15 protein-coding genes are annotated in these 17,742 nt (G+C 71.5%); 7 read left to right on the top strand and 8 right to left on the bottom strand.

Annotation, left to right across the window (positions count from 1 at the left end; all coding sequences use genetic code 11):
• Positions 1 to 96 precede the first annotated feature (96 nt).
• The 6 genes from QSK39_RS07810 (at position 97) to QSK39_RS07785 (ending at position 9,623) form a co-directional block, all read left to right on the top strand.
• On the top strand, positions 97 to 3,051 hold the full coding sequence (locus QSK39_RS07810; RefSeq protein WP_285476946.1) for a patatin-like protein: 2,955 nt from the start codon (positions 97 to 99) through the stop codon (positions 3,049 to 3,051).
• A gap of 117 nt (positions 3,052 to 3,168) precedes the next feature.
• A complete protein-coding gene (gene ectA / locus QSK39_RS07805) occupies positions 3,169 to 3,861 on the top strand; it encodes a diaminobutyrate acetyltransferase (protein WP_353051037.1) in 693 nt (230 codons plus the stop codon).
• 15 nt (positions 3,862 to 3,876) lie between these two features.
• On the top strand, positions 3,877 to 5,130 hold the full coding sequence (ectB, locus tag QSK39_RS07800; RefSeq protein WP_285476945.1) for a diaminobutyrate--2-oxoglutarate transaminase: 1,254 nt from the start codon (positions 3,877 to 3,879) through the stop codon (positions 5,128 to 5,130).
• 11 nt (positions 5,131 to 5,141) lie between these two features.
• Entirely contained in the window at positions 5,142 to 5,528 is a 387-nt protein-coding gene (locus QSK39_RS07795; protein WP_285476944.1) for an ectoine synthase, read from the top strand.
• A 39-nt stretch (positions 5,529 to 5,567) separates the two neighbouring features.
• Positions 5,568 to 6,470 (top strand): ectoine hydroxylase, encoded by a 903-nt coding sequence (gene thpD, locus QSK39_RS07790; protein WP_285476943.1) that lies wholly within the window; start codon positions 5,568 to 5,570, stop codon positions 6,468 to 6,470.
• A 405-nt stretch (positions 6,471 to 6,875) separates the two neighbouring features.
• Positions 6,876 to 9,623, top strand: a complete 2,748-nt coding sequence (locus QSK39_RS07785; protein ID WP_285476942.1) for an AfsR/SARP family transcriptional regulator — start codon at positions 6,876 to 6,878, stop codon at positions 9,621 to 9,623.
• Between the two features lie 494 nt (positions 9,624 to 10,117).
• Here QSK39_RS07785 and QSK39_RS07780 read toward each other — a convergent pair whose 3' ends face one another.
• From QSK39_RS07780 to QSK39_RS07755, 6 genes are all read right to left on the bottom strand, one after another.
• Positions 10,118 to 10,786, bottom strand: a complete 669-nt coding sequence (locus tag QSK39_RS07780; RefSeq protein ID WP_285476941.1) for a DUF4190 domain-containing protein — start codon at positions 10,784 to 10,786, stop codon at positions 10,118 to 10,120.
• Positions 10,787 to 11,092: 306 nt separating this feature from the next.
• A complete protein-coding gene (locus QSK39_RS07775; RefSeq protein ID WP_285476940.1) occupies positions 11,093 to 11,977 on the bottom strand; it encodes a hypothetical protein in 885 nt (294 codons plus the stop codon).
• On the bottom strand, positions 11,974 to 12,450 hold the full coding sequence (locus QSK39_RS07770) for a DUF6932 family protein (protein WP_284746893.1): 477 nt from the start codon (positions 12,448 to 12,450) through the stop codon (positions 11,974 to 11,976). The genes QSK39_RS07775 and QSK39_RS07770 overlap by 4 nt, the downstream gene beginning before the upstream one ends.
• 56 nt (positions 12,451 to 12,506) lie before the next feature.
• Entirely contained in the window at positions 12,507 to 12,929 is a 423-nt protein-coding gene (locus tag QSK39_RS07765; RefSeq protein ID WP_285476939.1) for a hypothetical protein, read from the bottom strand.
• A 3-nt stretch (positions 12,930 to 12,932) separates the two neighbouring features.
• Positions 12,933 to 13,673, bottom strand: coding sequence for an OmpA family protein (locus QSK39_RS07760; RefSeq protein ID WP_285476938.1), 741 nt, complete (start codon positions 13,671 to 13,673; stop codon positions 12,933 to 12,935).
• A gap of 170 nt (positions 13,674 to 13,843) precedes the next feature.
• Positions 13,844 to 14,662, bottom strand: coding sequence for an SGNH/GDSL hydrolase family protein (locus QSK39_RS07755; protein WP_285476937.1), 819 nt, complete (start codon positions 14,660 to 14,662; stop codon positions 13,844 to 13,846).
• 252 nt (positions 14,663 to 14,914) lie between these two features.
• On the opposite strand from QSK39_RS07755, the gene QSK39_RS07750 reads away from it, so the two are divergent.
• Positions 14,915 to 15,577: a DUF3159 domain-containing protein gene (locus QSK39_RS07750; RefSeq protein WP_285476936.1), complete on the top strand. Its 663-nt coding sequence runs from the start codon at positions 14,915 to 14,917 to the stop codon at positions 15,575 to 15,577.
• A 109-nt stretch (positions 15,578 to 15,686) separates the two neighbouring features.
• Here the strand turns inward: QSK39_RS07750 and QSK39_RS07745 are convergent, their stop codons facing one another.
• Complete coding sequence (locus tag QSK39_RS07745) at positions 15,687 to 16,643, bottom strand: N-acetylglucosamine kinase (protein WP_285476935.1); 957 nt, start codon at positions 16,641 to 16,643, stop codon at positions 15,687 to 15,689.
• The gene (locus QSK39_RS07740) at positions 16,640 to 17,686 is read right to left on the bottom strand and encodes an SIS domain-containing protein (RefSeq protein ID WP_285476934.1); all 1,047 of its coding nucleotides are present in this window, start codon (positions 17,684 to 17,686) and stop codon (positions 16,640 to 16,642) included. The genes QSK39_RS07745 and QSK39_RS07740 overlap by 4 nt, the downstream gene beginning before the upstream one ends.
• Positions 17,687 to 17,742: the final 56 nt, after the last annotated feature.

The raw sequence follows: 17,742 nt of genomic DNA, 5'->3' as shown, positions 1-17,742 counted from the left end.
AGCAACTCCACCCGAACGGCCGTACACCCGGACGTATCCCGGCGCTTACCTTGCGCCTCTACTCTGCGGCAGGACGACGACGGGCGGGGGACCCTCATGCCTCAACCAGCCGAACCTTGGCAGCAGGAGATCCGCCTGGCGATGACGATGGTCGGCGGCTCCAGCCTCGCCATCTGGATGGGCGGTGTCGCCACCGAGACGTCGCAGCTGCTGCGCGAGTCGCGGGGCGAGGCCGGCCCCGGGCTCTACCGGAAGCTGCTCGACCTCCTGCGGGCCAAGGTGTCCATCGACGTCCTCACCGGAACCAGTGCCGGCGGGGTCAACGCCGCTTGTCTCGGCCTGGCCGAGGCCTTCGGCTCCACGCCGCAGGTGCTGCGGGACACCTGGATCGAGATCGGCTCGCTGGAGAACCTGGTCCGCGACCCGGCCGAGGCGCAGCCGCGGTCCATCCTCGACGGCGATCGCGTGCTGCTCGGCGACTTCGAACGGGCGCTGCACCGGATCTCCGACGCCGGCTCCGCGCCCGCCGAACCGCCGGACGTCACCGTGCTGCTCACCGGCACCATGATCGACGGCGAGACCACCCGGTTCGACGACGCGCTCGGGAACCTCGTGCGGGACACCGAACACCGCATGCTCTTCCGCTTCGACGGTCCACTGTGGACGCAGGGTGTGCAGGGCCCGCTGGCGCTCGCCGCGCGCTCGACGGCGTCGTTCCCCGGCGCCTTCGAGCTGTCGCGGATGCCGATCGGGGCCGAGGGCACCGACGAGCTGCACCCCGACATGACCGCCTACACCGACCTGACCCGCTCGCACTGGCTCACCGACGGCGGGGTGCTGCTCAACAAGCCGCTGCGGCCGGCGCTGCGGGAGATCTTCGAACGCCCGTCGCACGCGGACGTCCGGCGGCTGCTGCTCTACGTCGTGCCGACCGGCGAACGGGAGGCGGCCGGGATCGCCTGCGACGCCGCGAACCCGCCGTTGCTGTCGAGTGCGATGAGCAAGGTCGTCTCGACGGTGATGAGCCAGTCGATCAGCGCCGAGCTGGAGGACCTGACCCGGCACAACGACGCCGTCGTCCGGGCCCGCGACACCCGCGTCTCACTGGCGGCGCTGGGCCTGCGCGGCGGGCCCGAGTGCCTGGTCGACCAGGGGATCGCCACCGCGTACCTGGAGCGGCGGACGGCCGAGGACGCGGCCGAGCTGGTCCGCGTCGCCACCCGCCGGTACGCACTGTCCGATGTGGACACCGAGGACCGGGAGTGGGCCTCGGGGATGTCGCAGCAGCTGCGCGCGGTCGCCGTGGCCGGGCTGAGCAGCGGCGTCCCGCACGAGCCGCCGTCGGCCGGCGTGACCGTGGCGGACCTCGTCGCGTACCGCACGAGCGCGCTCGACGACGCCGTGGCGACCGGGCTGCAGCTGATCAACGCCGGGTTCCGGCTCGGCCCCGACCCCACGCAGGCGAAAGAGCTCAACGACGCGCGGGCGGGGCTGCACGCGGCGCGGAAGAAGTCCGCCCGGGGCACGCGGCTCGAACAGTGGGTCGCCGCGCACGACGGACCCGGCGCGAGCAGCACCCTCGAAACCTGGCTCCGCGAGCTCGCCGAGGAGTGGGCCGGGCTCGGCCGCTCGGACGACGTCGCGCAGGCCTGGCCGATGGTCGTGACGGCGCTGCGGGCCGCGACGCCCGTGTTGCGGATCCTGAGCGCCGAATCCCCCGGCACGGTCAAGACGCTGCTCGACTGGCTGGCCCTGCCCGGCGGCGGCGACGAGGTCGTCCAAGCGCGGCTGCTCGGCCTGCACGTCGCGACGCGGGGGCTGCTCGCGCAGGCGCCGTCGGTCGACCAGCGGGTCGAGCTCGTGCAGGTCAGCGCCGATTCGCGGACGCTGCTGGACCTGAAGCGCCGCCGGTCGGGAGACAAGCTGACCGGGATGCAGGCCGACTACTTCGGCGCGTTCTACAAGTCGTCGTGGCGGGCCAGCGACTGGATGTGGGGCCGCGTCGACGGCGCCGGCTGGCTGGTGCAGTGCCTGCTCGACCCGCGGCGGCTGGAGACCCTGCGCGACCTCGTCGGGGCCGACGCGTTCCGGGAAGAGCTCAAAGCCGCGCTGGCGCCGATGTGGCGCGTGCCCGACCGCGACGACAACGCCGAGCCCGCCGAGGTGGGGGAGCTGACCGGCCAGCTCGACGCCGAGCTGGCGTTCCTCGGGCTGGACTCGAAGCTCGGCGCCGTGGACTTCGCCGCCGAGCGGCCGGTCAGCATGCCGGTGACGGCGATGGTGCTGGCCCGCACCCGCCAGGCGGAGATCGCTGCGGAGGAGCTGCCGGTCGTCGCGAAGCAGGCGGCCGCCGACGTCAAGGTGAGCGGGTGCAGCGGCGCGGCGTCGGCCGGGTTCCGCGCGCGGGCCGCGCAGCCGATCGCCGACGCGGCCGCCGCCCAGCGCGTGTTCCAGGCGTGCCAGGTGTCGGCGGAGAAGCTCGCGGGTGAGCAGGGCACGGCCCAGCTGACGCGGACGCTGGTCAAGCTCGGCGCCGCGACGGTCAACGCGGGGGTGGTGGCGTTCCGCCTGCCCGGCGGCTGGCCGACGACGGTCGCGGGCATCCTGCGGACGGTCGCGCGCAGCACGGCGAAGGTCACCCAAGGCGCGTCCAGGCTCGGCACCCCGGGCTCGCTCGCGGCGGGCGTGCTGGCGCTGCTGGCCGGCCTGGTGATCGGCGACAGCGGCGGCGCGATCCTGCAGTGGATCGGCCTCCCGGTGCTGGCGGGCGCGGTGATCTACCTCGCGACGGCGCTGCTGACGATGGGCCGCACCGCACGCCGGGTGTTCGCGGCCCTGGGTGTGCTGGTCGTGGCGGCGCTGCTGCTGGCGGCGTTCCTGCCGCCGATCGCGCAGCCGTTCTTCGGCTGGCTGGGCAGCGTCGTGGCCGGCTGGCGGCGCGGCGAAGGCGCGGTGTGGTGGCTCGTGGTGTCCGGCCTGCTGATCCTGCCTGCCGTGGTGATGCCGGTGAGCGGTGCCTGGCGCCGGCTGCGGCACCGGCGTCGCGCCTGACCGGACGATCCGTCGTCGGCCGGCCTCCTGAGCGCGAGGTGTCCGGGAGAGGGCGCCGCTCGTGCGGACTCGTGCGGAATACGGCCCGTCGCCTTGCGATCACGGCCGCGAAGGTTCATGGTGCGGGTAGGTCGCGAGCCACGGGTGCGCGACCAGCCGAGCGTGTGCCCCGGAACGGTCCACTTCAAACAGGTTTGTGGGACTCCTCACCGGGTACTCCGCGTCGCCCCAGGTCATTGCGGGGTCGGTGAGCTGCGTCGCTGGCAGGCTGAAAATTCTCTGTTACGTTTCCTGAGTATGTCCGTAACGCACTTGATCGAATCGCCGACCAAGGCGGACGGCGCGCAGCTGTGGCGAATCGCGCGTGATTCCGCCAAGCTCGATCTCAACTCGCCGTACGCATACATGCTGTGGTGCCGCGATTTCGCCGAGACATCGGTGGTCGCGCGCGAAGACGGCACGGCGGTCGGATTCGTGACCGGCTACCGCCGGCCGGAGGAGCCCGACGTCGGGTTCGTCTGGCAGGTCGCGGTCGACGCGTCCCAGCGGGGAAAGGGCCTGGCCGGCAAGCTGCTGGACGCCCTGTACACGCGGCTCGTCGCCACCGGGGTGCGTTACCTCGAGACCACCATCACCCCGGACAACGAAGCGTCCATCCGGCTGTTCACGTCCTTCGCGAAGCGCTGGGCGGCACCGGTGGAAACCACGGTGCTGTTCGACGGCGGGGATTTCCCCGGTGACGGCGAACATCTGCCGGAAGAGCTTTACCGCATCGGTCCGCTCACAGCACGCAAAGATCCGGGCGAGTAGGAGAAAAGAAACGTCATGAGCATCTTCGAAGAGCTCGAATCCGAGGTCCGCAGCTACAGCCGCGGCTGGCCGGTCGTGTTCGACCGCGCCCAGGGCAGCCACCTCTACGACGAGAGCGGAAAGTCCTACCTGGACTTCTTCGCCGGGGCCGGCGCGCTGAACTACGGGCACAACAACCCGGCGCTGAAGCAGGCGCTGATCGACTACATCCAGCGTGACGGCATCACGCACGCGCTCGACATGTTCACCGTGGCCAAGCGCGACTTCCTGCAGACCTTCCGCGACAAGATCCTCGACCCGCGCGACCTGAACTACAAGGTCGTGTTCCCGGGCCCGGGTGGCGCGAACGCCGTCGAGGCCGCGCTGAAGCTGGCGCGCAAGGTGACCGGCAAGGAGTCGGTCATCAACTTCACCAACGCGTTCCACGGCATGACGCTGGGTGCGCTGTCGGTCACCGGCAACTCGATGAAGCGCGGCGGCGCCGGCGTCCCGCTGGTGCACGCCACCCCGATGCCGTACGACGCGTACTTCGACGGCGCCATGCCGGACTTCCTCTACTTCGAGAAGCTCCTGGAGGACTCGGGCAGCGGGCTCAACGAGCCGGCCGCCGTGATCGTCGAGGGCGTGCAGGGCGAGGGCGGCATCAACGCCGCGCGCCTGGAGTGGCTGCGAGGCCTCGACGACCTCTGCAAGCGCCACAACATCCTGCTGATCCTCGACGACGTCCAGATGGGCTGCGGCCGCACCGGGCCGTTCTTCAGCTTCGAGGACGCCGGGATCAAGCCGGACATCGTCTGCCTGTCGAAGTCCATCGGCGGCTACGGCATCCCGATGGCGCTGACGCTGATCAAGCCGGAGCTCGACGTCTGGGAGCCGGGCGAGCACAACGGCACCTTCCGCGGCATCAGCCCCGCGTTCGTCACCGCCAAGGAAGCGATCGACGTCTACTGGAGCGACGACGAGCTCGAGAAGTCGACCAAGGCGAAGGGCGAGCGCATCGCCGCCGCGTTCTCCGGCATCGTCGAGGCCTACCCGGACGCGAACCTCGTCGCCAAGGGCCGCGGCCTCGCGCGCGGCCTGGAGTTCGAGAACGGCGACCTCGCCGGTCGCGTTTGCGCGGAAGCGTTCGCGCGCGGCCTGCTGATGGAAACCTCCGGCCCCGACGGCGAAGTCATGAAGCTCCTGCCGCCGCTCACCCTGACCGACGACGAGCTGACCCAGGGCTTGTCGATCATCGACGAGTCCATCAAGGCCGTCCTGAAGAAGTAAAGGAGTACGACGTGCTCGTCCGCACCCTCGACGAGGTGACCGACACCGACGCCGACATCAAGACCCCGAACTGGCGCAGCAAGCGCATCATCCTGGCCAAGGAGGGCGTCGGCTTCTCGGTGCACGAGACCACGCTGTACGCGGGGACCGTCAACGACTTCTGGTACGCCAACCACATCGAGGCGGTGTTCATCACCTCCGGCGAGGGCGAGATCGAAGACCTCGCCACCGGTGAGGTGCACCAGCTCAAGCCGGGGACGCTGTACCTGCTCAACGACCACGACAAGCACCAGGTCCGGCCGAAGACCGAGATCAAGTGCGTGTGCGTGTTCAACCCCCCGGTGACCGGCCGCGAGGTCCACGACGAGAACGGCGTGTACCCGCTGATCACCGAGTAACGACAGGGAAAACGGGAGAGGAAACAGGAGGCCAAGCCCGTGACGCTGATGGACACCCGGGTCGACGACGGTTACCCGACCCGGATCACCGGTACGCCGGCCCAGCTGCCGCGCGTGCACCCCACGGTGTGGGGTACCGAGGCCGACGGCCCGATCGACGCCGCCACCCTGGCCAACCACGAGACCAAGGGCTACACCGTGGTCGAGGACACGCTCTCCGTCGGCGAGGTCCAGACGTACTGGCAGGAGCTGGTGCGGCTGTCCTCCGACAAGGAGCTGGCCGCGGACGAGCGCGTCATCACCGAGGCGAAGACCGGTGAAGTCCGGTCGATCTTCGACGTCCACGAGATCTCGGACCTGATCGCCGAGCTGGTGCGCGACCCGCGCGTGCTGGACCGGGCCCGGCAGCTGCTCGGCTCCGAGGTGTACGTGCACCAGAGCCGCGTCAACTACATGCCGGGGTTCAAGGGCACCGGGTTCTACTGGCACTCGGACTTCGAAACCTGGCACGCGGAGGACGGCATGCCGTCGCCGCGCGCGGTCAGCTGCTCCATCGCGCTCACGGACAACTACCCGTTCAACGGCGGCCTGATGATCATGCCGGGCTCGCACCGGACGTTCGTCCAGTGCGCCGGCGAGACGCCGGACGAGAACTACAAGGCGTCGCTCAAGGACCAGCGGGTGGGCGTGCCGAGCGAGGACGACATCACGAAGATGGCGGCCGAGCACGGCATCGACCAGTTCACCGGCCAGGCCGGCTCGGCGCTGTGGTTCGACTCGAACATCATGCACGGCTCCGGCAACAACATCACCCCGTACCCGCGCTCGAACATCTTCCTGGTGTTCAACAGCGTGGAGAACGCGTTGCAGGAGCCGTTCGCGGCCGGCGCCCGGCGGCCCGCGTTCATCGCCGGTCGCGACGCGACCCCGATCTCGCGCTGAGGCCCGCACACCCGGCGGTGACCGACCCGGTGCGCTTTGTTACCGTGTCGCCACCGCGCGGGCGTGTGGCCCGCGCAACAGACGTCTTCACTGACGACCGGCAGGTGCTTCGCTCGGGGTGAGCTCGCCCGCCAGGTCGCCGGTGGTGACGGACGGGCGGACCGCGCCCCCTGGCGGCCCGGCCGAAGTTTCAGCACGACCCCGTACCAGCGGCTCGGGACCGCCGGTACGGGGTCGTGTCACATCCGGGTGACGCTCGGCCCATGGATGTCGCACCCCGTCCCGCTCGGCGCTGCGGAATCCGCAGGGGGGCCAAAACTCCTGGTACCGGCCCCGTTCAACAACCCGTCACCACGGTAGGTTGATTTTCGCGGCGCGGGAGACCCCGGGGAGGTGGGCGCGAGCATGGCCGAATGCCGGTTCCAGCTGCTCGGGCCCGTCCAGCTCTTCGACGGCGAGACCGCCGTCCCGATCGGCGGCCCCGGCGTCCGCGGCCTGCTCGCCCTGCTCGCGCTCAAGCCCGGCAAGGTCGTCGGGCTCGACGAGATCATCGACGCCCTCTGGGGCCACGACCCACCCGCGACCGCCCGGACCATCGTCCACGGCAACGTCTCCCACCTGCGGCGGATCCTCCGGGACATCGACGGGCCCAGCATCCTGACCACCCCGCCGGGCTACCGCCTGGCCGTCGAGCCCGACCGGATCGACGTCCACCGGGCGCACACCCTGCTGGACCGCGCGTCGCTCGCCACCCCGGAGGTCGCCGCCGGGCTGCTGGCCGAGGCGCTCGCGCTCTGGCAGGGCCCGGCGCTGGGCGGCGTGCCCGACTCGCTGCAGGCGCCGGAGCTGGAGGACCTGCGCCTCGCCGTGCACGGCGCCCGCGTCGACGCCGACCTCGACCTCGGCCGGCACGCGGAGCTGATCGTCGAGCTGAGCCCGATCGTCCGCGCCGATCCCCTCGCCGAGCGGACCGCCGGCCAGCTCATGCGGGCGCTGTACCACGCGGGGCGCCGCGGGGACGCGCTCGAGCTGTACCGGACCGTCTCGCGCGCCACCCTCCGCACCCTGGGCGTCGAACCCGGCGCCGAGCTGCGGTGGCTGCACGAGCGCGTGCTCAACGACGACCTCCCGGTGCGCACCTCCGTCGTCCCTGCCGCGGCCGAGGAGCCGGGCAAGCCGATCTCGCAGCTGCCCGCCGCGGTGCCGAGCCTGGCCGGGCGCGCCGGCGAGCTGGCCTGGCTCGACAGCCTGGTCACCCGCGCCGAGGCCGGCGAAACGACGATCGCGATCGTCACCGGGACCGCCGGGGTCGGCAAGAGCTCCCTGGTCGTGTGGTGGGCGCACCGGGTCGCGCGGCGGTTCCCCGACGGCGTCCTGTTCGCGTCGCTGCGCGGCTTCGACCCGCACCACCCGCCGCTGGAGCCCGCCGAGCTGCTGACGCAGTTCCTGCTCGGCCTCGGCGTCGAGACCGCGAAGATCCCGGAGCTGCTGCACGAGCGCGTCGCGCTGTACCGGTCGCTGATCGCCGGGCGCCGGATGCTCGTGCTGCTCGACGACGCCCGCACGGCCGAGCAGGTGCGCCCGCTGCTGCCGCCGAGCGCGCGGACGATGACCGTGGTGACCAGCCGGTCGCGCCTCGACGGGCTGGCCGTGTCGAACGCGGCCAAGCAGCGCGTGCTCGGCACGCTCGCGCCGGACGACGCCGTCCGGCTCATCGAGGAGCTCGCCGGCCCGGCCGAGCTCAACCCCGCGCTCGCGCGGCTCTGCGGCTACCTCCCGCTGGCGCTGCGGATCGCGGGTGCGCGGCTGTCGGCGAGTGCCCAGCGCACCGCCGAAGAGCTGGTCGACGAGCTCGGCAACGAGCGCACCCGGCTGGCCGGGTTGCAGATCGACGGCGCCGAAGAGGGTGTACGCGCCGCCTTCGACGTCTCGTTCCGCGGCCTGCCCGGCGAGATCGCCGAGACGTTCCTGCAGCTCGGCGCGGTGCCCGGGGTGATGGTCGGGCCGCACCTGATGGCCGCGGTGGCGCAGATCCCGGTCGTCGAGGCCCGGCGGCGGCTGCGCGCGCTGGCCGCGCACAACCTGATCGCCGAGACCGCCCGGGACGTCTTCGCCCCGCACGACCTCGTCTGGCTCTACCTGCGGGAGCTCGCGGAGCAGGAGCTCGACGAGAAGGAACGCGACGAGGCGATCGGCTGGACGGTCCGCTACTACCAGGTGGTGGCCGACCGGGCGCGGCGCCGGCTGGCCCACGTCGTCGACCCGCTCGACTTCACCGGCGTGCTCGCCGACGAGGCGATGCCGCCGCTGACCGGCTTCGCCGAGGCGCAGGACTGGTTCGCGACCGAGTGGCCGAACCTGCTCGCGGCGCTGGACGCCGCGTACGCCGCGGGCCGCCACGACGACGTCTGGCGGCTGGCGCTGCTGGGCCACACCTACCGCGTCGCGTGCCCGCTGCTGGACGAGTGGACGCGGATGGCCGACCTCGGCGTCGCCGCCGCCGAAGCCGCGGGCGACGTCGCCGGGCAGTGCTGGCTGCGGCTCGCGCGGTGCGAGATCGCGCTGACGTTCGAGCTGCCGGGCGCCGGCCTGGCCGACGCCGAGCGGGCGCGGGAGCTGTCCGCGCGCGTGCCGGACGCGGCGCTGAGCACGGCGGCCGACCTGAACCTCGGCCGCGCCCTGAGCCGGCGCGGCGAGCACGAGAAGGCCATCGAGCGGCTGACGCGGGCGATCGCGCAGGCCCCGGACGTGACGCTGCGCGGCCAGGCGCTCAGCAGCTGCGCGCAGGCGGAGAAGCGAGCTGGCCGCCTGCCCGACGCGATCGCCCACCAGCTCGCGGGCCTGGCGATCGACCGAGCCCTCGGGGACGACGACCGCGTGGTCGTCTCGCTGGACAAGCTGGCCGAGCTCAGCCTCCGCGCCGGCGACCTGGCGGCGGCGGAGAGGTACGTCTGGGAGGCGATCGACCTGGCGATCAGCCGCGAGTTCGCGGCCCGCGAGGGCGGCCTGCGGCTGACGCTGGGCCGGGTGCTGCGGGCGCGGGGTGACCTCGACAGCGCGCGGGAGCAGTTGGCGTTGTCGGTGCGTATTTACGAGCGGGTGCATCCGAAGCTGGTCGGTGAGGTGCGGGCGGAGCTCGGCGAACTGCAGTGATGGTGGCGCTGGGTAGCTTCGGTGGGTGCGTGGTCGGTGGAGCGACTTGCCGCTGACCGGACTCGGCCGGTGCGCCTGGTGATCTCGGGAGCGCGCGGGAGCAGTTGGCGTTGTCGGTGCGTATTTACGAGCGGGTGCATCCGAAGCTGGTCGGTGAGGTGCGGACCGAGCTCGGCGAACTGCAGTGAGGATTTCGCGCGACAACTTTTCGGCGGTGATCCGCATTCATGGCGAGAATTCCGGTTGCGAATGGATCACGACCCCGGCTCCGGCGGTGAATCCTTAGTGGATTCTTAGTGCCTCCGGGCGGCGTCCGCGTAGGTTCGGCGGTGCCGGCTGAGCCCTAGGGGAGGGGCAGGCTGAGACGCCGGTGCCGGGCCCCGTGCGGGGAAACCCCGCCGGGGCCGGGAGCCGCCAGGAGCGGCTCGTGGCGGCCCGGCCGGCCGACTTGGGGGTCAGGCCGGCCGGTCGCCAGGCTCCGGGAAAACCGCAGCTCAGCCTACGTTCGCCGTGCAGAGCGCGATGGTCGTCCCGCTGTTTTCCGCGACCTTCTTGCCGTCGACCAGAATGGCGCAGCTGATTTCGTTGCTGAGCTGCGCATTGCGGGTGTCCGCGGTGAGCGTCAAAAGGTACGAGCCATTGTTGTAGGACGCCCCGCCCTGCCACGCGTCGGTGCTGGCCGGCGAGTTTTCCGTCCGCTGGTCGGACAGGCTGCCGTAACGCACGGTCGCGCCGCCGCTCGAGGTCACCTGGAACGACACGGAGTGCTTGTCGCCGGCCACCGCGGGCATGTGCAGCCCGGACTCGCCGCCGCTGAGGAAGGTCGAGTACAGCAGCATCCCCGCCGTCGTGAGCAGCGCGGCGACCGAGACCACGGTCGCGGTGATCGCCAGCCCGCGGTCGCCCGCCGTACCCTTCTTGACCTGGACGAGCCCGGTGACCGCCAGTACCAGCCCGATTCCGGCCAGCGGCCATGCGACGAACTCGATGTCCGGGACGAACGTGACGACCAGGGCGGCCAGGCCGAACAGCAGGCCGACTATCGCGAGGATGTTCCGTCCGGGCTTCGCGTTGGCTTGACGACGCTCCGTGGCCGTCACCGGTGGCGCGGGCCTGCCGTGGCGCGCGGTGGTCGGCGGCGGGTACTGCGGGTCGGTCATCATGCGGACCCCTTCGGGTGGGAGTGCGACGACGTTAACCCATAAGAGTGCCCCCGAGCGAAATTGTTACATTCTGGAAAAAGTCATTGTCCCACCGCTTTGCGCCGAGTATCGGTATTTCCTGACAACGCGCGCAGGGTGTGGCCCGGTGATCAATGGGAAGAATATCGGAGTTCCCACTGTTCTACGGCCGGTTTCCCGACCTCACGGCCGGTATCGTAAATACCGGACGAACCCCGGGATACCGCCGTGAAGCCTACGACGAGTGTCGGTACCGTCGCCGACGGCGAAAGTCGGATATCGGACTTATCAGTCGAAAAGGCTCACTTCGGGGGTGATTTCGAGGAGCTCGAAGACCGGCCGGCCGCGGCGGCCGTCGATCGTCGTCGTCCGCACGACGCGCAGCCGGGCGGTCACCGGGCGGTCGAGGTTCTCCTTGATCTCGTCGAGCAGGTCCTCGGCCACCGCGCCCTGGATCGTCCCGCCCGACTCGCGGTCGAGGTAGAAGATCCGGCGGCGGGTGCGGACGCCGTCGAGCCGCCCCCGCACCGTCTCGTAGCCGACGGCCTCGCGCGACTCCCGGAGGCTGCCCTGCAGGATCCGCGCCTGCTCGGTCGTCATGCTGCGGGTGACCTGCTCGCCCGAGGTCGGCGTCAGCGCCATGCCGATGCCGGCGTTCTTCGCGACGGCGTTGACGATGTCGCTCACGGCGTTGCGGACGGTGTCGCGCTGCAGCAGCACGGCGTCGAGCGCGCCGTCGTCCGAGCCGTTCGCCGGCAGGAAGTCGCACAGCTCCTTGACGGCCCGCTCGGACAGCGTCTCGATGCCGTCGACGATCAGCGCGTCGTCGACCGACTCGAGCTCGGGGAAGCCGAAGAAGATCGCGTTGCCCGCCTGGCCGCGCTGGATCAGCGGCGCCTTGTCGCGGTCGGCCTGCTGGACGATCGTGACCTCGCCGGACGGGTTCCGGATGATGTGCCCGATCTTGGCCGTCGCGTCCTGCAGTGCGCGGCTGATGTCGGAGAAGGTGTACGCGTCGATGCTCTGCTCGCCGATCACCGAGACGTGCAGCAGCGGCGACCGGGAGGTCCGCTCGAACTTGGCGTTCGCCGCCATCGCCGAGGCGCGCGCGAGGTCGTCGAGCCACGTGCCGCCGGGGATCTCGTCGGCGATGCGCCGGAACTCGTTCCTCACCAGATCATCTCCGGGTAGCCCCTGCCGCCTTCGGCCCAGACCTCGGCCCAGACGTCTTCGTCGCCGGGACGGCACAGGAAGCCGTCCAGCATGCCGCCGACCGGCTGGACCTGGTCGAGGTACATCGCGGGCTGCCCGACGATCACGCCGCGCAGGGTCAGCAGGCCGTACAGCGCCGACCGGCCTTCGCCGTCGAGCCGCTTCAGCGCGCCCCACTCGTCCGGGATGAGCACGACGTCGAGGCCGCGCGGCGGGTGCGCGGTGCGCGTGACGAGCTCGCCGCCGATCCACGCGCGGCCGGACGGCATGATCCGGCGGGCCACGCCGAGGTAGCTGTTGAGCGCGCTGAAGAGGATCTCGCGCTCGTTCTGGTGCGGGGCGTCGAAGACCAGGCGTTCGTAGACGTCGGCGAGGTCGCAGGCGTGGCGGCCCGGCGGCAGGACCTGCTGCGCCGTCCAATGGGGGAGCGCCACGCCACCCCTCCTCCGGCCTCGCTCACAGTGCGTAGCCGAACTTACCAGGATGGGTGTCAGCCACCGCGCCCAGGCTGGTGCGGCCACTGCGGGGTGACCTCGTCGGCCTCCGGCCAAGCGGGTTCCTCTTCGGTGGGCCAGTCCTCGGCCTGTGCCCCGCGCTGCGGCGGCAACGGGAGATGGCCTTCGCGGTGGCCGGCGGGTTCGGGTTCTTCGTCGTCGTGGACGCTTTCGGGCCGCTCGGTCCCGGGCTGCATCCAGGCCGCGGGGATGAACTGCGTCTGCTCGGCCGCCGAGGGCTCGTAGCGGTCGTCTTCCGCGAACTCGGGCTCGGGTTCGGGCCGGGGCTCGGGGTGGGGCTGGTGCCGGGGGCGCTGCGCGGTGCGCAGGACGAGCCACGAGGTGAGCGCACCGAGGGCGAAGGCGATGACCAGCCACAGCCAGATCTGCCCGAACAGCCACACCATCTGCTCACTCACCCCTCAAACGACTGTGATGTCGACGCGTCGGTCCTCGTCGCCGCCGGTGGTGGGCCGGGTGTCGCCCAGCCCCCGGTAGGTCACGCGCTTGGCGGTCAGCCCGTTGGTGGTGAGGATCCGCGTGACGGCCCTGGCGCGGTCCCGGGAAAGCTTCAGCGCGCCGCTCGCGCTGCCGGACCCGCGGGCGGCGTGGCCGGTGACGCGGTACCGGAAGGTGCCGGGCGACTTGGCGAGGGCCACCGCGACGGCGCGGGCGGCCTGTTCGCCTTCGGGGGTGAGCCGGGCGGTGTCCGGCACGAAGGTGATCGGCGCCTCGGCGAGCATCCGGTCGATCTCGGCTTGTACGCCGGCCTTGTCGGTGGGCGGGGGCGGAGCGGTGGCGCTGGTGGTCGGCGGCGGGCTGCTGGTCGGCGGGGGCGCGCTGGTCGTCGTCGGCGGCGGTGCGCTCGGGGCCACAGGGGTGACGTCGCCGTGCAGCTGGGCCTCCCGGACGCCATCGACGTTCTGGACGATCTCGAGGGCCCTGAGGGCTTGGTCGGGGGCGAAGCCGCTGAGGGTGGCGTCCCGGCCGTCGAAGGTGACGGTGCCTTTGCCGAGCCCGGCCCTGGCGAGCGCGGCTTGGGCGTCGGAGGTGAGGTCACGCTGGATGTTCGCGCCCTGGGCCCAGGTGACGACCCCCGCCAGCAGCGCGGTGACCAGCACCGCGATCGGGACCACGAGGATCCAGCGACGACCACCGGACATAAGGGGACTGTAAGCCGGGTGAGGCGGGTTGGCGAGCCGGGGAAGGGTGCTCGTCCACAAGTTGTCCCCAGGCGAGTCGACATGTGGACAACCGGCCGGGTCGTGATCGGCCGAGCACGGGCGGTCGTGGGTGCGGAACCGGGTTTCTCACCCACGACCGGCGCGCGAACTCAGCTGGCCTGCTGCCGGGCCTGGGCGTTGTCCGGCACCTCGAGCACGTCCATCGGGACGAACGGCGCCAGCTGGGGCCGCTTGGGCGACAACCCGTCCCCCATCGACTCCCCGCGCAGCTGCCGCCGGATCCACGGCAGCAGGTGCACCTTCGTCCACGTCAAATCCGAGCGCCGCGAGTCGATCCAGCGGCTCGGGACCGCCTCCGAAGGCCACGGCTCGCGCCAGTCGCCCTCGACCGGGACCCCCAGGACCTCCGCCGACTTCAACGCGATCCGCCGGTGGGCGTCCGGGGAGAAGTGCAGCCGGTCGTCGCTCCACGCGCGGCGGTCGTGCAGCGGCGCCATCGTCCACAGGTCCACCATGCGGGCGCCGTGGCGCTCCGCGATCGCCCACAGGTGGGTGTTGTAGATCCCCACCTTGCCGCGCAGAACCGACATCACGGACAGCGCCTTCGTGTCCGGGCCGTTGAAGATGAGCACCGGGATCCGGGCCGCTCGCAGCTTCGCGACGCCCTCCTCGAAGCGCTCCGCCACCGCGTCCACGTCCGCCCCCGGGACGATGATGTCGTTGCCGCCCGCGCACAGCGTGACCAGGTCGGGCTTCAGTTCCAGCGCGATCGGGAGCTGCTCGTCCATGATCTCGTCGAGCATCTTGCCCCGCAGCGACAGGTTCGCGTAGCGGAAGTCGGGCCTGCCGCCCGCCAGGATCTCCGCCAGCCGGTCGGCCCAGCCGCGGAACGAGCCGTCCGGCAGTGCGTCGTTGAGCCCCTCGGTGAAGCTGTCCCCGATCGCCACATAGCTGTCGAATCCGTACACGTTGGGTCCCCTTCCCGTCCTGCGACCGACTCCCCGACATGTAGTTGTACACCACAACTAACCATCCGGGCCCCTCCGGTGTTCAGTCTGCGGTAACAGTGTCTTATCTTGTCGGCCTTCTCCGCCTCTCTATTACGTAGTTTTCACCGATCGCATGCCGTGAGACCGCACACTCGAAGGCAATCACCAGAGTCTTGTGGCGAAAATCTCCCTGCTTGCAGCCTCCCGGGCAGGATCCGGCACGCTGGACACGTGTCCGCAGAACCCCGTGAGTCGCTCGCGCAGATCCTCGGTGGGCGCCGGGGCGCGCTCGACGCCAGCATCCCGCCCGCCGGCTTCGTCGTCGGCTGGCTCGCGGCCGGGCAGTCCATCGCCTGGGGCGCCGGCGTCGCCATCGCGGTCGCCGTGGTCCTCGGGGTCTACCGGATGGTCCGCGGCGGGAAGATCCGCGCGCTCGTCGTCAGCCTGGCCGCCGTCGTCGCGGCCGCGCTGATCGCCCTGCACACCGGCCGCGCCCAGGACTTCTTCCTGCTGCAGCTGATGTCCAATGTGGCCAGCGCGCTGCTCTGGGCGGCCAGCATCGTGATCCGCTGGCCGCTGCTCGGCGTCGTCGTCGGCCTGGTGCTCGGCCAGAAGACGCGCTGGCGCCGTGACCCCGTGCTGCTGAAGGCGTACTCGCGCGCCAGCTGGGTGTGGGTGTTCGGCCAGTACGTGCTGCGGGTGGTCGTCTACGGCCTGCTGTGGTGGTCCGGCCAGGTGATCGCGCTCGGCGTGGCCCGCACGGTGCTGTCGTGGCCGCTGGTCGCGCTGACCGTCGCGGTGAGCGGCTGGGTGCTCTACCGGGCGTTGCCCCCGGAACACCCCGGTTTGCGCTTGGCCCCGGAAACCGGCCCGGACGACGTACCCGGGACATAAGGCGGCCCCCGGCGAGGGGGGAGGGTCCGGGGGCCACTGACTACGTTACCCGGCCGACGGGGGTTCAGTCGACGTTTTGACGTCTTCGCGTCGCGTTTTACTCAATTTTTTAGGGAAATACTGGTCTAACCACCCCTTCGCCGAAGGCGTCCACGGCCGCGAGCCAGGCCGCCCCGAGCACCCCATCGGAGCTGGTCAGCACCTCGAGCCCGGCCAGTCCGCGGCGCACGAGAGCGCCGACCGGGCTGGTTCCGGTGAGCACCGAACCCACGAGCACGACCGGGGTCGATTCGCCGGGTTCGCGCGCGGCGAGGGCGTTCGCGACCAGAAGTTCAGCCGCCCGGGTGACGATTTCGCGCGCGCCGGGCTCGCCGGCGTCGTGTGCCGCGCTCACCAGAGGGGCGAACCGGGCGAGCCGGACCGGCGCCTCGGCGTTGGCCGTCGTGATCAACGCGCGCGACGCCGCGAGCCGCTCCGCGTCCGTCCGGACGTCCAAACCGGACGGTCCGAGTGCGGCGGCGAGCACCGCCGAGGGCAAGCCGTCGAGGGGCAGGCCGCGCCCGAGAGCCTCCAAAGTGGATCGGACGGCTTCGCGGCCGAGCCAGAACGCGGACCCTTCGTCGCCGAGCAGCCAGCCGTAGCCGCCCGCGGTGCCGGCCAGCCGGCGCTTGCGGATCCGGCCCGCGATGGAACCGGTGCCGGCCACGAGCACGGTCCCGTCGGGAGCCGACGTCGCGGACGCGTACGCCACTTCGGCGTCGGCCACGACCCGCACGCCGGTGAGCCCTATCCGTGCCCAGGCCGCGTCGAACACCGCCGCCACGCGCACGTCGCTGAGCTTGCTGACCCCGGCCATGCCGACGACGGACGCGCGCACGCCGCCCGGATCGCGCGTGCCCAGTGCCGCGGTGATCGCGTCGGCGATCCGGCCCGCGGCGACCTCGGGTGCGTGCGCGTTGGGGTTGGCGCCTTCGCCGCGCCCGGTGCCCAGCACCGCGCCGGCGGCGTCGACCAGTGCGGCCCTGGTCGACGTTCCGCCGGCGTCGACGCCGATCGCGTAGCTCACCTCGTCTTGGTCACCTTCAGCAGGCCGCGCGGGCTGTCCGGGTCGCCGCCGCGGGCGAGCGACAGGCCGAGCGCGATCCGCTGGATCGGCAGGATCTCCAGGATCGGCGCCAGCTCCTCGGCCGTCGGGGCGACGTCGATGCGCAGTGCCGCCGGCACCTCCGAGGCGGCCGAGCCGACCGCGAGGACGTCCGCGCCGCGCTTGCCGACGGCCTCGAGGACCTCGTGCATCGCCAGCCCGCCCTGCCCCTTGCTGGTGACCGCGAGCACGGCCGTCTCGCCGTCCACCGCCGCGACCGGACCGTGCAGCAGGTCCGCGCCGCTGTACGCGCGGGCGGCCAGGTAGCTGGTCTCCGCGAGCTTGAGCGAGCCCTCCAGCGCGGTGGCGTAGGAGTAGCCGCGGCCGGTGGTGAGGACCCGGTCCACGAAGCGGTACCGGTCGACCGCGCGCTGGACGCCCTCGGCGGCACCGTCCAGGGTCTGCCGCGCCAGGTCGCCGATCTTCTCGGCGTCGGCCGCCTTGCCGCCGCGCACCGCGTCGATCAGGAGGTAGAGCGCCATCAGCGTCGCCGAGTACGTCTTGGTCGCGGCGACCGCCTTCTCGACGCCGGCGCCGATGTCGACGCCGAGTTCGGACGCCGCCCGCAGCGGCGAGTCCGGGGTGTTGGTGACGGACACGGTCAACGCGCCCTGGCGGCGCGCCGTTTCGGTGACCTCGATCAGGTCGGGCGAGCCGCCGCTCTGGCTGACCGTGACGAACAGCACGTCCCGCAGATCGGGCCGCGCGCCGTACAGCGTCGCCGTGGACGGGGAGACAAGACCAGCCGGAAGGCCGAGCAGTACCTCGATCAGGTACTTCGCATACAACGCTGCGTGGTCACTCGATCCACGCGCGGCGAGCAAAGCGAAGCGCGGAGGCCGTTGTGAGATCTTTTCCGCCACCTCGGCGATTTCCGCCTGACGCCCCACCAGTCCGGCCAGGACGTCCGGTTGCTGGTCGATCTCCGCGGCCATGTGCTCGCCGGGCCGTTGTTCGGTCATCATTTTCCTCTCCACCTCCGGCATTATGTACCGGACTCAGGCGGCGTCGGTCAGGTCTA

It is taken from the genome of Amycolatopsis sp. NBRC 101858, assembly GCF_030269325.1.
Lineage (GTDB): Bacteria > Actinomycetota > Actinomycetes > Mycobacteriales > Pseudonocardiaceae > Amycolatopsis > Amycolatopsis ponsaeliensis.
Note: the sequence above shows the minus strand (reverse complement) of the source record. Positions and strands in the feature narration are given on the sequence as shown.

Excerpts from the sequence above, each read along its gene's own strand:
- QSK39_RS07760 (WP_285476938.1), bottom strand. The coding sequence starts at position 13,673 with ATGTCCGGTGGTCGTCGCTGGATCCTCGTGGTCCCGATCGCGGTGCTG.
- QSK39_RS07740 (WP_285476934.1), bottom strand. The coding sequence starts at position 17,686 with ATGATGACCGAACAACGGCCCGGCGAGCACATGGCCGCGGAGATCGAC.
- QSK39_RS07785 (WP_285476942.1), top strand. The coding sequence starts at position 6,876 with ATGGCCGAATGCCGGTTCCAGCTGCTCGGGCCCGTCCAGCTCTTCGAC.
- QSK39_RS07780 (WP_285476941.1), bottom strand. The coding sequence starts at position 10,786 with ATGATGACCGACCCGCAGTACCCGCCGCCGACCACCGCGCGCCACGGC.
- QSK39_RS07810 (WP_285476946.1), top strand. The coding sequence starts at position 97 with ATGCCTCAACCAGCCGAACCTTGGCAGCAGGAGATCCGCCTGGCGATG.
- ectA (WP_353051037.1), top strand. The coding sequence starts at position 3,169 with ATGGTGCGGGTAGGTCGCGAGCCACGGGTGCGCGACCAGCCGAGCGTG.
- ectB (WP_285476945.1), top strand. The coding sequence starts at position 3,877 with ATGAGCATCTTCGAAGAGCTCGAATCCGAGGTCCGCAGCTACAGCCGC.